The sequence below is a fragment of the Burkholderia sp. WSM2232 genome, from assembly GCF_000472545.1.
GTDB lineage: Bacteria > Pseudomonadota > Gammaproteobacteria > Burkholderiales > Burkholderiaceae > Paraburkholderia.
In genome coordinates, this window is the sequence record NZ_AWZV01000005.1 from 187,409 (window position 1) to 201,386 (window position 13,978).

Sequence of the window (13,978 nt, forward strand, 5' to 3'; positions counted from 1 at the left end):
AACTGCAAAGGAGACAAGGCATGACCAAACGAGTGATTGTGACGGGTGGCAGCGGACTTGCCGGCAAATGGGTCGTCGAAGACCTGGTGGCGCACGGCTACGAAGTACTCAATCTGGACCGCGTGCCGATGGCCAAAGGCACCGCGCGGACCCTGATCACCGACATCACCGATGCGGGACAGGTGTTCAATGCGCTCTCGTCCACTACCACGGCGAGAGAATTCGATGACGACATCGAGCCCAAGCCGATTGACGCAGTCGTGCATTTCGCCGCGATTCCACGCATTCTCGTCACCACTGATAACGAGGTATTCCGCATCAACGTAATGGGCACCTACAACGTGCTCGACGCGGCTGCGAAGCTCGGCATCAGGAAGGTCATCGTCGCTTCGAGCGAGACAACTTACGGCGTGGTCTTCGCGCACCGCCATCGCGACCCGGCGTACTTTCCGCTTGATGAGGATTATCCCGTGGACCCGATGGACAGCTACGCCACGTCGAAAGTCATTAACGAAGTGACAGCAAAGGCGTTTCATGCGCGCACGGGCGCGGACATTTACTGCTTGCGCATCGGCAATGTCCTCGATCCCGTGGACTATCAAAAATTCCCGACCTGGCTCCAGGATCCCGCCTTGAGAAAGCGCATTGCCTGGAGTTACATCGACGGCCGCGACCTGGCAACGGCCTGCCGTCTGGGCATCGAAAAAGATGGTCTCGGCTTCACGGTAATGAACGTGGCAGCAGACGACGTCTCCTCTGACCGCCCGGTTGCCGAACTGCTGAAAACCTACTACCCGAATGTGCCGGTCAGGAAACCGCTCGGTGAATTCGAGACCTTGCTGAGTAATGAAAAGCTCAAGCGTTTGCTTGGTTGGCAACAGGCTTACCGTTGGCGCGAGCAGGTGTCCGGACAGTTGTAGGCGACTTGCATTGCCAGCAGGCGCGAATGGCGCCCGCTAGCGACATCAGGCGCACTTTGCGCCTGATGTTTCCTTGTATTTCGTTCTGTTCCGTTTCAGCGCGAGCGGAACGCGCGAAGCAGCGCGAGCGGTCGGGCGGCGCCCGGACGCTCACGCGATCCGCTGCATATATCCGGGCAAATCTGGCTCAGGCAGCACGGCGAGCACTTTAAGCCGCTGACGGGTGCGCGCCTCTCCATGCTCGAGGTGTTGCCCAAGCGCCCTCGCCGCGGCATCAAACTCTCCGCGCAAAAGAAGCTCGATCACCATGCGATGCTCTAGCAGCATGCTGGTCTCCGGATGAAGCCCGAACGCATCGTAGAACGCGTGGTTCACGATCAGCGGAATGTGCGCATGGCTGATGGCTGCAAGTAACTTTCGATTCGGAGCACCGGCCAGCAGCGTTTGATGCAATGTCGCTTCCAGACGGTATAGCGCGCTCGCATCGACAGACTCGGGGCGTGCGATAGCGCCCTGCACTTCCTCGAGCGCCGCCTCCAGTTGTGCCCGGGACAACGAGGGCGCACTTGCTGCCAGGGCAGCCGGCTCGAGCAATCTGCGCAGTTCATAATCTTCACGCACGGCGCGGGCTGTAAGCGGTCCGCAAAGCCAGTGGGAGTAGGCAGACTTCTCGACCAGACCGCGATCACGCAGTCTGCTGAGCACTTCGCGCACCGTTCCGCGACTGACACCAAATGATTCGGCCGCAATGCTTTCGTCGATACGAAAATGTCCGAACACGATGCCGAGCGAAATCGCAGACTCCAGCGAGTCGTAAATGCGTTCACTGTTCGAGGGGATATCGAGCGGCTCGGGCGGGCGGTCAAAGCCCAGCATGTCTTCGGAAATCGGCGTGCGCAGCGGCTCGGGCACGCTGCCGTCGGCGTTCGCAGCGAGAAAGCCGCGCCCTTCGAAGGTGACCAGAAGGCCGCCTGCGTGCAGCATCTCGAACGCCTTTCTCACCGGCACGCGGCTCGTGCCGAAGATGCGCGCGACCGGCCCTTCGAGCAGCACGAGCCCCGGCGGAATTTTGCCGAGCGCAATGGCCGATTTCAGCTGATCGTGAATCACACGATAGCGCAACCGGCTATCGGCCTCGGTCGATGCATCGAGTCGATTGTCGGGACCGGTTGCATCGGTCGGCACGGCGTCGCGCGGTGCGGCCGGCCGATGTTCGGCCTTTGCTGAATGGGAAGGTTGGAGAACGCCAGCACGTCTTGTCATCGTTGTACGAAATCGCCTTCAGGACCTCATGAACTCGGTCCAGCGGCGCACTAGGTAGTTATGCTCATCCATAACCGAATCCCACACCGCAATCCGGCTCATGCGCGCAACGTAACTGCCTCCGTCCCGCACCTGGCCCGCAGGCACGAGATGCTTGCTGGTAGGACCCGGAAGATCCGTCGAAGCGCGAGCTCCATCGTACCAGTAAGCCCACTCGTCGGGCTTCATATGCTCGCGGGAGCGCTCGGGATTGGAAATGTAGAAACCTTGCCGGGCAACCGTCGCGCCGGCCCAGCCCTCCAGCCACCAGTTCAGATACTCGTACGCGGCATCCAGCACGCGGCCATGCGCGAGCCGGGAAATGCCGATTCCGCCGAACCACGCGCGGTAGCCCTCACGCGGCCGCGCCAGCCTGAATTTGAGGCCCGCACGCTCCAGCTCCACGGTGGCAGGCGACCAGATGCTCTGTATCGCTACCTTATTCGCGATCATCAATTGCGCGGCCTCGGCAAAGCTCGACCAGAACCCCGCAAAGTGCCCGCGCCGCTTGAAGTCGATCAGGATTGCAATCAGTCCGTCGATTTCTTCGATGCTGAGATTACCAATGTCGTCAAAGCACATGAGCCCGCTCGCCTGAACCGCGAGCGCCGCGTCGATTGCGCCAATAGCGGCATCCGCCTGCAATGCGACGCGTCCCGCCAGTTCGGGCGCGAGCAGCCAGGCCCAGCTCTCCTCTCCTTGCGCAAGCGAAGCAGGCAACGCATCTTCCAGATAGACGAAGCTGTCCGCATTGTGCGTGAGCGGCAGCATGCTGATGCGCCCGCCCGGCTTGTGGCCGAGCGAACCATCCTCCTGCACGTAGAGCCGGTCGGCGGGCGTGCAACCCGCCGCGCCGGTTCTACCTGCCGTACCCCGCTCGGGTGCGTGGCCGATGCGTCCCGTGCGCGGCAACGCATTCACTTCGTCCCAACGGCGAATGCTCGCCAGTTCGATGGGCTGCAGCGCATGCGTCGGCCACAGGCAGTCGAGGCTGTGGAACCACTGGTCATAGAGCTCGTAGCGGTCCGGGTGCATCGCGCCGTCGCGCTGCACGGCACCGCCGTCCTGAACGATGAAGCGCAGGCGGATACCCAGGTCCTGCTCCGCGCGCTTGCGAATGTGCTCCTGGAGCGTGACGGTCGTGCCGAGCACACGCAATTCGACCTTGGAGGATTGCACGGCAGGCGCAGACCGACTGGAACTGGCAGATTTCAAGCTATCGCTTCCGCTGTTTGAAGATGCCGGCATAAACGCCGGTAAGAATCGGCAAGCGCGTCGCCCTCGAAACCTTGCGCGATGAAGACCAGACGCGAACGATGCGCTTCATGCTTGCCGTTGCCGGGCCAGGCATCGAGATGCAGGATGGGATACACGAGATGATGCACAGCATGTATCACGACTGGTTGCGTCGCACCGGCGAGCGCCAGAATGCCCTTGACGCGCAGGATGTTATCACCGTGCCGGTTGAGCAGCATAGTCAGCCACAGTGTGAAGACCGGCCAGTCCAGAGGCTCGTCGAACTCGATGCAGAAGGCTTTCAGCGCAGCAAGTTCAGCGCGGTGCGCAGACGTTGCGTTCAGCCGCGCGAGGGGATTGGCCGCGTGCGTCGCATCTGTGCGCGCACTACCCGTGCGCCGCACGAATTCTGCGAAATCGTGCGAGTTCGACGCGGAATCAAGTACAAGGGCGGCGTCGTCCGTGCATGTGCGGCGTGCGATGCTCGCGGCCGGGTTCAGTTCAGCGAGCGATCGTTCCAGCCCGGCGAGCGCGGCATGACTAACGAGGTCCACCTTGCTGACGACGATGCGATCGGCAGCCGTCACCTGCGCGAGCCATTGTTCATGCCGTGCGCGCTGCTGTCCCGCGTTGACGGCGTCAACGACCGTGACGATCGCACCGACCGAATAATGGCTCGACACCACGGGATCGCCGAGAAGGGTCGCTACGATCGGCGCCGGCGTTGCGAGGCCCGTCGTCTCCAGCACGACGCGCGAAAACGCGGGCAGTTCGCCCCGTGCGCGCCGTGAAAACAGTGCGGTAAGCGCATCTTTCAGTTCACCGCGTATTGCGCAACACACGCAGCCGTTATCGAGCAGCACGGTCTGCGCGTCAAGCTCGCCGATCAGCAGGTGGTCCAGCCCGACCTCGCCGAACTCGTTGACGAGCACGGCGGTGTCGCGCGCGGCATCGCCCTTGAGGACATCGGCGAGCAAAGTGGATTTTCCGCTGCCGAGAAAGCCCGTGACGATCGTCACCGGAATCACGTCATAAGCGAGGCTCATGTCTGTTCCCCTTCGTCAGCGAACAGCGTCAGCGGATCGAGAGGACGGCCAAGCATCGTTTCGGCCGCTTTCCAGATCTGCATGAAGTCCTCGACAATGATCTGCGCGCCCGTCGGCGAAGACAGCACAAAGGACTGCCCGTGGAAGTCCGTCAGTTTGAGCCGGAAAGCTGCGAGAACCCGATTCGCATGCGCCACCTGCACATAGCGCTGCCGTCGCGCACCGGCATTTTCACCGGGCGCGACTGAATTGGACCAGTGACGTCCGCCGCCGAGCAATCCGCACATGCCGCACATTGTCCGCTCCTTGCCGCTCAGGGCATGACGTCGCCGGAGTTCGGGCCTAGCGTCTGCCCGACGAACAGATTGCCGCCTGGATCGGAGGCAAGCAGCACGGCCGTCGGCGCGACCTCGTCGGCGCGGCCGAAGCGCCGCAACGGCAACTCCTTCGCCTTGGTTTCCTTCCATGATGCGCTGATTCCGTCCACGAGGGGTGTCTCGATGGGACCCGGCGCGATGGCGTTGACGAGCACGTTATCCGGCGCGGCTTCGAGCGCAAGAGACTTGGTGAAGCCGATGACACCGGCTTTCGCCGCGGCATAGTGCGCGAGTTCGGCACCGCCCTTGATGCCGAGTTGCGACGCCACGTTGATGATGCGGCCAAAGCGCTGCGCGGTCATGAACGGCAGCGCGCGCTGCGAACACAAGAACACGCTGCGCAGATCGACGCGCAGCATGTCATCCCACATCTGCGTGGTCAGGTCGGTACAGCGCGCCTGGGTCAGCATGCCCGCGTTATTGACGAGGATGTCGATGCCGCCGTAAGCCGCGATGCAGCGATCGACAATACCGTGTGCGCCCGACTCGTCACCGACATCCGCGACGATCGTCTCGACCTGTACGCCGCTTGCGCGGCAAGCGTCGGCGTGAGCGGCGAGGCGTTTCTCGTCGAGATCAGCCAGCACGAGGCGTGCGCCGGCTTGCGCGTAGGCCAGCGCGATGGCGGCGCCGATTCCGCTCGCAGCACCCGTGACGACCGCGCGGCGGCCGTCGAGTGAGAACATTGATGCCATTTCGAAAATTTCCCTGTGTAGGTGTGGGCGAAATTCAGCCTGGCCACCGCACGGTCAGGCCGCCGTCCGCGATGATCGACTGCCCGGTGATGTAAGAAGCGTCGTCGCTCGTCAGGTAGCGGATCAGCGAAGCGATTTCCTGCGGCCTGCCGACGCGTCCAAGCGGAATGCCCTTTGCCGCCTCGCGCAGGCCATCCGGACCGAGCGAATTGACCGCATCGAGCGATTGGGGTGTTTCAATCAGGCCCGGAATCACGGCATTGCAGCGGATACCGCGCGGCGCGAGTTCCATCGCCACCGCGCGGCACAAGCCGGGCACGCCCGACTTGGCGGCCGAGTAGTGTGTGTGGTTTTCCCATCCGTACACGCCGCCCGCGATGGACGAGACGGCGACCATCGCACCGCCGTTTTGCATGTGGCGCGCCGCCGCCCGAAAGGTTCGCATCACGCCGGAGAGATCGACGTCCAGCATCTGGTGCCACTGCTCGTCGCTCATCTCCGTGAGCGGCGCTGCGCGCAAGAGGCCCGCGTTGGCGACCGCGTAATCGATACGGCCGAAGCGTTCCACCGCCGCCAAAGCGAAGGCCTCCACCTGCTCGGCCGACGTGACGTCGACTGCCTGCATCAGACACTGGCCGCCCGCATGCTCGACGGCCTGCACGGTGCTGCGCGGATCGTGCGCGTCGCCAGAGAAGTACCCGCCCACCACCGCCACGCCCGCTTGCGCGTAGGCCACTGCGAGCGCCTGCCCAATGCCGCTCGCCGCGCCCGTTACCAAAGCTACTTTCACGAAAAAGTCTCCAGTCAGGTTATTTGGTTCGGGCGGGATCGACATGCCGCGCGAAGAAGATCAGAACGCCAGACAGGAAGCACGGCACCGCGCCGAACCAGAGCGCCGCGTGCAGCCAGTCGCCGCCGTGGTTCAGCATCCACGTGACGCCCACGCCGGCCAGAATCGCGCCGATCGGACCCATCGCGTGGACGATCGAACTGCCGGTGCCGCGAATGGCCGTCGGATAGCTTTCGCCGATAAAGAACAGCGCCGCCGAATACGGTCCGATCAGGAAAAAGAGACCCAGGCTATACAGCGCGACCACGACGCCCGCGCTGCTCGGACCGAACAGCATTGCCGCGAACGAGAGACCGCCGAGCATCCAGCCGATCGCAAGCGTATTGCGCCGGCCGATCTTGTCGCCGATAAAACCGTGGCACAGGTAGCCGCAATAGCCGATCACATTGGACAACACGAGAATGAGCAGCGAGTTCTCGAACGACACGTTATGCACGCGCGTCAGCACCGTCGTTCCGAGCACGCTGAACACCTGAATCGCCGACCAGTTGAGCAGGATGCCGCCGCCCAGCACGAGCGTCGCGCGCAGTGCACTGCCACGAAATGCTTCGGCAAGACCCGCGCGGCTGTGCTCCTCGTAATCGACGGAATGAGCGCTCGCCAAGGTGCGCGCTTCGCTGTCCTGCCCTCCCTCACGCAAGTGCTTGATACGCTGATGCAGCAGGAATTGGGGGCTTTCCTTCAGCCGCCGCGTCATGAAGAAGATGACGATGGCGGGAAACGTCGCGAAGATGAAGCAACCCTGCCAGCCGATGCGCGGCAGCAGCAAAGCAGTCAGTCCTGAAGCGATCAGGGCGCCGATCGGCCAGCCGCCCTGCACGAGGCTGTAGATGAAGCCCTTGTTGCGATTGAGTTTCGCATCGTTGGCGGCCGAATACAGTTCGTTGAGGTAGGTCGCGTTCACGGTCTCCTCGGCATAACCGAGGCCCGACAGCGAGCGGATCAGAACCAGCGGCACCTGTCCCATTGCGCCGCCCACCACGGTAAGCCCCGAACACAATGCCGCGCCCGCGACCGTCCACAGCAGGCCCGCCTTGCGTCCGAGTCTGTCGAGTAAAGGCCCTATCGCGAAGGCGATGACCGCCGTGCCGATGGCGACCAGCGTGGCGATTTCCGCCTGTGCTGCCGCGTCCCAGTTGTAGTGCTTGCCGATCTCAGGGAGCAGCGTGCCGAACAGGATGAAGTCATACACAGCGAACACCCACGCGAAGAAGGCGACGACCGTCGCCCGCTTCACATCGGACGGCAGGATCTGCTCCAGCTTGAAACCGGAGGCAGACAGCGGATTCTCTTTCATCGTAGCGCTCCTTTGGAGCTGCGGAGTGGACATGGTCGGAACTCTTGTCGGTTGGCTGCGTTGAGCTCAGGGTTGACGGGGCTGACGCCGCAGGAAGTCGTCGGCGATCTCGTCACAGGTGCAAAAGCGCACGCCTTCATGCTTGCGGAAATGCGCAATGAGGCGCTCCAGCATCAGCAGGACTTGCGGCCGGCCGGACACATCCGGATGGATCGTGATGGGGAACACCGCATAGTCGTGCTCGCGATACACCCAGTCGAACTGGTCGCGCCACATCTGCTCGATGTCGCGCGGATTGACGAAGCCGTGACTGTTGGGCGCCTTCTTGATGAACATCATCGGCGGCAGGTCGTCGAGGTACCAGTTCGCCGGAATTTCGACGAGATCGGTTTCATGACCGCGCTGCAGCGGCTTCATCCAGGTGTCGGGATGCTTGCTGTAGTCGATCTTCGTCCACGAATCCCCCACTCGTACGTAGTACGGGTGGTAGTCGTTGTGCATCAGGCTGTGGTCATACTTGATGCCCTTTTTGACGAGCAACTCGTTGGTCACGTTGCTGAACTCCCACCATGGCGCGACGTAACCGGTCGGCCGCTTGCCGCTCAGCTTCGTCACCAGTTCGATGCTGCGGTCGAGCACGGCTTCTTCCTGCTCGGACGTCATCGCGATCGGATTTTCGTGGCTGTAACCGTGAATGCCGATCTCGTGTCCTGCGTCGGCCACCGCCTTCATCTGCTCCGGAAACGTCTCGATCGAGTGACCGGGAATGAACCAGGTCGTCTTGAGCTTCTCCCGCTCGAACAGTTTGAGCAGGCGCATCGACCCGACTTCGCCGGCGAAAAGGCCGCGTGAAATGTCGTCGGGCGAATCTTCGCCGCCGTATGAACCAAGCCATCCCGCAACGGCATCCACGTCGATACCGAATGCGATCAGAATTTCCTTTGCCATCTTGAGTTTCTCCTTTGAGGGAATCAGTTCGGGGCGACCGTCCGTTCCACGGTCAGGGCAAGCGCGATCAGCGCATCGTCGTCGTGCTGAGCGCGCATCAGTTGCACGCTGGTGGGCAAGCCCGCCGCGTCGACACCTGCGGGCATCGCGAACGCGGGGGTATCGAGAAAGCTGCCGGGCATCGTCATGGAAAGCGTGGCGAGATTGACGCGGGCGAAACGTTCGGCGTCGGCTTCCAGAGGCGCGCATTCGGGCGCGACATGCGGGACAGTTGGCAGAAGCAGAGTGGCATCGCCCAGCTCGGCGCCGAACTGGCCGATGAGACGCGCGCGTTCCTCGAGCAGCTCGGCAAGGCGCGACGCCGGCACGGCGCGACTCATTTCGAGGCGCGTGCGAACCCGCGGGTCAATGCACGCGGCGGCGTCTGAGTCGAGTACGCGGCGATACAGTTCGAACGCCTCCAGCGAGCCGAACCATCCTCGCGTGGCTATGAGATCGCAGGCAGCGTCGAAAGCGCCCACTCTGACTTCGTCGACGCGCGCGCCGGCATTCGACAGACGCGCCACGAATCGCATGAAGTCGGCGCCGACCTCCTCAGTCACCGCAAAACGCGCTTGCCATTCCGTCGGCACCACGAAGCGCTGCCCGCGCAGATCGTCGAGTGCACGGTGCAGGTCACGCCCGCCTACAACCGCGTCGAACGCCGCGCAATCGGCAACGCTGCGGGCAAGCGGGCCACAGGTATCGGCCGATTGAGACAGCCCGAGCATGCCTTGCTGCGCATAGCGTGCCCTGCTCGCGCGATAGCCGACGAGGCCGTTGAACGCGGCCGGCACGCGGATCGAGCCCGCCGTATCGGTGCCGACGGCGATCGGCACGACCCCCGTTGCGACGGCAACGGCCGCGCCGGACGACGAGCCGCCCGGCACGCGATGACCGCCGTCAGCGACGCTTGCATCGAATGCCGGATTGAACGGCGTGCCGAAATGCGGATTAAGCCCGAGCCCCGAATACGCAAATTCACTCAGGTTGGTCTTGCCGATGCAGACGAGCCCGGCGCGCGCCGCTGTGGCGACGAGCATTGCGTCGGCGGTGGCTGGCGGGCGCTCGCGATACAACGCCGAGCCGGCCGTGGTGATGCTGCCTGCGACGTCGAACAGGTCCTTCCACGCGATCGGTACGCCGTCGAGCGCACTGGCCGGGCGCCCTTCGCGCCAGCGGGCCGCGGCAGCGCGCGCCTCCTTGATCGCTCGTTGTTCGTCGATCGAGATGAAGGCCGCATTACACGTGCGGGCCTGCGCCACCGACTGGCGCGCGACGGTTTCGGCATCGGCTGAGCCGTCCTTGAACGCGGCAACGAGGTCGCTTGCGCTGGGTTTGCCCGACGGATGAAAAGTCACTTTCACACCCAATTAAATGTATATCGTTGACAACATACGTTTACATTGGGCAGGACAAAAAAAAACAGCAACACAGGGAAAACCCCTGGTCGCTGTCATTCAGGTGAAGCGCGCAGTTGCGACCGCGCGGCCAGGTCAGGTACTGGCGATGCGGCGTCTTGTGGCGTGAAAGCTGGACGCGGAAGCGCTCCGAAGCAGAAGACGCGCACTATGGCATTGCGGTGATCGAGGCGTTAAATGTGCGTGCGAATCATGCCGCGATGAGATCTTCTGAGCCGGCCTATCCGGGCAGCACATGCGGAAAGGAGTCCAAACACCAAACCTGCTGCCGCCACACGGCTCGCTCAGCCAACCTGCTGGAGCAGTTCACCCGTAATCCACCGCTCACCTGACGCTTTCAGGTGACTGCGCATCGCCGTTTGAGCGGCAATGGGATCGCCCGCCTGCAGGGCTTTGAGAATCTCCTCATGCTCATGGACTGCGGCCGACCAGGTTTGCGGGCTCTCCGAGTGGTCACGAATCGCAGCGGCGATCGGGTCATGCCGGCTGTCGAACATTTCGGCGACGAAACGGCTCAACACCGAGTTGCCTGCCGCCTCCGCGATCAGCATATGAAACTGCCGGTCCGCATCCACGGGCGACTTGCCGGCGGCCGCGAGACGCTTCATCCGCTCGACGGTGCGGCGTAGCTTGTCGAGCGTGGCTGCCGACACCTTGCCCGCGGCCAGAACAATCACCGAACCTTCCACCGCCATCCTTGCCTGCATCAGCTCCGTCGGACTTTCCCCCAACGCGGGTACGGCGCTGTCGCCACCCTCTTCGGGATCCCGCACGTAGACGCCCGACCCCATACGTATTTCGATCTGCCCGCCGATTTCCAGCGCGATCAACGCTTCGCGCAGCGACGGGCGCGACACGCCCAGCGTGTTGGCCAGCTCCCGCTCGGGCGGCAGGCGCGTGCCCGCCGTCAGTTCGCGCTGACGGATCAGCGAAAGAATCTGGGCAGCGACAGATTGGTAAAGCCGCTTTGGCTCGGTTTGCTTCATCGGACGAACGGATCTGATCGATGGCCCGCGAAAGCGGACCGGTCACGAATACTAGCACAGCGCTTCAAAGCCTTTGGCTGCGGGTCTTCCAGACCAACCAGGGTTTTCCTTATCGGTTGACCACCTGTCAATTCGACAAATTGGCTTGACCAATAACACGCGCATCCGCTCTAATGCTTTCCAGATTGGACAGACCAGCCGGTGAGCGCCCCCGGCAACCTGAACGTCAGAGCCGCGAAAGACTGGAGACGCAATTGGCACAGCACAACATGCAGCGCGAGCCCGAGCCCCCGGAATGCGAGGACATCCTGCAACTCAAGGGTGTTTGCAAGCGCTTTCCCGGCGTCGTCGCTCTCGACGGGATCAATCTGGATTTACGCTCGGGCGAGGTTCACGCGGTCTGCGGAGAGAATGGCGCCGGCAAATCGACGCTCATGAAAATCATCAGCGGTCAGTACCGCGCGGACGACGGCGTCGTGACCTACCAGGGCAAGCCGGTGCAATTCGCGTCCGCTCTCGAGGCACAGGCGGCAGGCATCGCGATCATTCACCAGGAACTGAACCTGGTGCCTCACCTGTCGGTTGCCGAGAACATCTACCTGGCGCGCGAGCCCAGGCGCGGACCGTTCGTCGACTACCGCAAGCTGAACGCCGACGCACGGCAATGCCTGCAACGCATCGGGCTCAACGTGTCGCCCACGACGCTGGTGGGCGCGCTCTCGATTGCGCAGCAGCAGATGGTGGAGATCGCGAAAGCGCTGTCGCTGAACGCGCGCGTGCTCATCATGGACGAGCCCACGTCGTCCCTGACCGAGACCGAGACGGCCCAGCTCTTTCGCATCATCAAGGAGCTGCGTGCCGGTGGCGTCGCGATCGTGTATATCTCGCACCGCCTCGACGAGATGGCCGGTATCGTGGATCGCGTGACCGTGTTGCGCGACGGCCGTCACATTGCAACGAGCGATTTTGCCGCGACCACCATCAACGAAATCGTGGCGCGCATGGTCGGGCGCGCGCTCGACGACGCGTATCCGCCGCGCGAATCCGTGCCCACCAACGACATCCTGCTGCGCGTGCAGGACCTTCAGCGCACCGGCACGTTCGGCCCTCTTTCGTTCGATCTGCGCAAGGGCGAGATTCTCGGCTTCGCGGGCCTGATGGGCGCGGGCCGCACCGAAGTGGCTCGCGCGATCTTCGGGGCGGAGCGGCCCGACTCGGGGTCCATCATGCTCGGCGATACGCCGGTATCGATCGGATCGCCCCGCGAGGCGATCCGCCACGGCGTTGCGTATCTGTCGGAAGATCGCAAGAAAGACGGCCTCGCGCTGTCCATGACCGTTTCCGCCAACATCACGCTCGCCAACGTCGGCGGTGTTTCTTCGCGCGGCTTTCTGCGCTTTGCAGACGAGGCGTCGGTCGCCGAGCGCTACGTGCGCGATCTCGGCATCCGTACGCCGACAGTCAGACAGATCGCGAGGAATCTGTCCGGCGGCAATCAGCAAAAGATCGTGATCGGCAAATGGCTGTATCGCGGCTCGCGCATTCTCTTTTTCGACGAACCGACGCGAGGCATCGACGTCGGCGCGAAATACGCCATCTACGGACTGATGGACCGGCTCGCCGCGGATGGCGTCGGCGTCGTGCTCATTAGCTCCGAGTTGCCGGAGCTGCTCGGCATGACCGATCGCATCGCCGTATTCCATGAAGGCCGCATCACCGCCGTCCTCGACACGAAACAGACCAGTCAGCAGGAGATCTTGCACTATGCATCAGGGAGAAGCCATGCTTGAAATGACCTCCGACCAGACGCAGGCCATCGAGCGGCAGGCGCGGCAGCGTCGTCGTGACCTGATCCAGAAGTTCGCCGCACTCGGCAGCCTCGTGGTGCTGATCGTCGCGTTCTCACTGGCGAGCAACGCATTCTTTTCCGTCGGCAATCTGATGACGGTCGCGCTGCAGGTAACGTCGATCGCGTACCTCGGCGTCGCGGCCACTTGCGTGATCATCACCGGCGGCATCGATCTCTCCGTGGGCTCGGTGCTCGCGCTCTCCGGCGTCGCGGCGGCGCTGCTCGTCAAGGCCGGCGTGCCTGTGCCGGTGGCAATGCTGGGCGGCATGCTGGTGGGCGCTGCTTGCGGCTGGGTCAACGGCATTTGCGTCACGCGAATGGGACTGCCGCCCTTCATCGCGACACTCGGGATGATGCTGGTCGCTCGCGGCGTCGCGTTGCAGATCACCGGCGCACGCCCCGTCTCCGGACTCGGCGACGCCTTCGGCGAACTCGGCAACGGCGCGCTCTTCAAGATCTCGCATATCGGGCCGGACGGCTTTCCTGATACCGTTTTTCCGGGCATTCCGTATCCCGTCGTGATCATGGTGGTGCTGTTCGTCGCGGTTTCCGTGCTGCTGTCGCGCACGTCGCTCGGCCGGCACATCTACGCGGTCGGATCGAACGCGGAAGCCGCACGGCTGTCCGGCGTCAACGTGCAGGGCGTCAAGCTCTTCACCTACGTGCTGTCGGGACTGCTCGCGGGCGCCACAGGCTGCGTGCTGATGTCGCGACTCGTGACCGCGCAGCCCAACGAAGGCGTGATGTACGAGCTCGACGCCATCGCCAGCGCGGTGATCGGCGGCACTTCGCTGATGGGCGGCGTCGGCACCATTTCCGGCACGGCCATTGGCGCGTTCGTGATCGGTGTGCTGCGCAACGGCCTGAATATGAACGGCGTATCCAGCTTCATCCAGCAGATCATCATTGGAGTCGTGATTCTCGGCACCGTGTGGATCGATCAGCTTCGCAACCGCAAGTCGTAACCAGAAACGCGCGCAGAAGGCGCGCAAAACGCGCACACGCCACGCGT

13 protein-coding genes are annotated in these 13,978 nt (G+C 63.2%); 3 read left to right on the forward strand and 10 right to left on the reverse strand.

What is annotated here, in order from left to right; genetic code table 11:
- Window positions 1–20 precede the first annotated feature (20 nt).
- Window positions 21–920 (forward strand): NAD-dependent epimerase/dehydratase family protein, encoded by a 900-nt coding sequence (locus tag F757_RS0104965; RefSeq protein WP_027210448.1) that lies wholly within the window; start codon window positions 21–23, stop codon window positions 918–920.
- A gap of 150 nt (window positions 921–1,070) precedes the next feature.
- Here the strand turns inward: F757_RS0104965 and F757_RS0104970 are convergent, their stop codons facing one another.
- From F757_RS0104970 to F757_RS0105015, 10 genes are all read right to left on the reverse strand, one after another.
- Complete coding sequence (locus F757_RS0104970) at window positions 1,071–2,105, reverse strand: GntR family transcriptional regulator (protein ID WP_232221353.1); 1,035 nt, start codon at window positions 2,103–2,105, stop codon at window positions 1,071–1,073.
- Between the two features lie 96 nt (window positions 2,106–2,201).
- On the reverse strand, window positions 2,202–3,401 hold the full coding sequence (locus F757_RS0104975) for an ABC transporter substrate-binding protein (protein ID WP_027210450.1): 1,200 nt from the start codon (window positions 3,399–3,401) through the stop codon (window positions 2,202–2,204).
- A 32-nt stretch (window positions 3,402–3,433) separates the two neighbouring features.
- Entirely contained in the window at window positions 3,434–4,504 is a 1,071-nt protein-coding gene (locus tag F757_RS0104980) for a CobW family GTP-binding protein (protein ID WP_027210451.1), read from the reverse strand.
- The gene (locus tag F757_RS0104985) at window positions 4,501–4,800 is read right to left on the reverse strand and encodes a hypothetical protein (RefSeq protein WP_027210452.1); all 300 of its coding nucleotides are present in this window, start codon (window positions 4,798–4,800) and stop codon (window positions 4,501–4,503) included. Before F757_RS0104985 ends, F757_RS0104980 begins: the two co-directional genes overlap by 4 nt.
- A gap of 17 nt (window positions 4,801–4,817) precedes the next feature.
- Window positions 4,818–5,576, reverse strand: a complete 759-nt coding sequence (locus F757_RS0104990) for an SDR family NAD(P)-dependent oxidoreductase (protein WP_035466291.1) — start codon at window positions 5,574–5,576, stop codon at window positions 4,818–4,820.
- 34 nt (window positions 5,577–5,610) lie between these two features.
- Window positions 5,611–6,366, reverse strand: coding sequence for an SDR family NAD(P)-dependent oxidoreductase (locus F757_RS0104995; RefSeq protein ID WP_035466318.1), 756 nt, complete (start codon window positions 6,364–6,366; stop codon window positions 5,611–5,613).
- A gap of 19 nt (window positions 6,367–6,385) precedes the next feature.
- Window positions 6,386–7,723, reverse strand: a complete 1,338-nt coding sequence (locus tag F757_RS0105000; RefSeq protein ID WP_027210455.1) for an MFS transporter — start codon at window positions 7,721–7,723, stop codon at window positions 6,386–6,388.
- Between the two features lie 66 nt (window positions 7,724–7,789).
- Window positions 7,790–8,671, reverse strand: coding sequence for a polysaccharide deacetylase family protein (locus F757_RS0105005; RefSeq protein WP_027210456.1), 882 nt, complete (start codon window positions 8,669–8,671; stop codon window positions 7,790–7,792).
- A gap of 23 nt (window positions 8,672–8,694) precedes the next feature.
- Complete coding sequence (locus F757_RS0105010) at window positions 8,695–10,077, reverse strand: amidase family protein (RefSeq protein ID WP_232221354.1); 1,383 nt, start codon at window positions 10,075–10,077, stop codon at window positions 8,695–8,697.
- A gap of 338 nt (window positions 10,078–10,415) precedes the next feature.
- Entirely contained in the window at window positions 10,416–11,117 is a 702-nt protein-coding gene (locus tag F757_RS0105015) for a FadR/GntR family transcriptional regulator (RefSeq protein ID WP_027210458.1), read from the reverse strand.
- Window positions 11,118–11,386: 269 nt separating this feature from the next.
- Here F757_RS0105015 and F757_RS0105020 point away from each other — a divergent pair, with 269 nt between their 5' ends.
- Together F757_RS0105020 and F757_RS0105025 are read left to right on the forward strand one after the other, a co-directional pair.
- Window positions 11,387–12,907, forward strand: a complete 1,521-nt coding sequence (locus F757_RS0105020) for a sugar ABC transporter ATP-binding protein (protein WP_027210459.1) — start codon at window positions 11,387–11,389, stop codon at window positions 12,905–12,907.
- Window positions 12,900–13,931 (forward strand): ABC transporter permease, encoded by a 1,032-nt coding sequence (locus tag F757_RS0105025; protein ID WP_027210460.1) that lies wholly within the window; start codon window positions 12,900–12,902, stop codon window positions 13,929–13,931. Before F757_RS0105020 ends, F757_RS0105025 begins: the two co-directional genes overlap by 8 nt.
- Window positions 13,932–13,978: the final 47 nt, after the last annotated feature.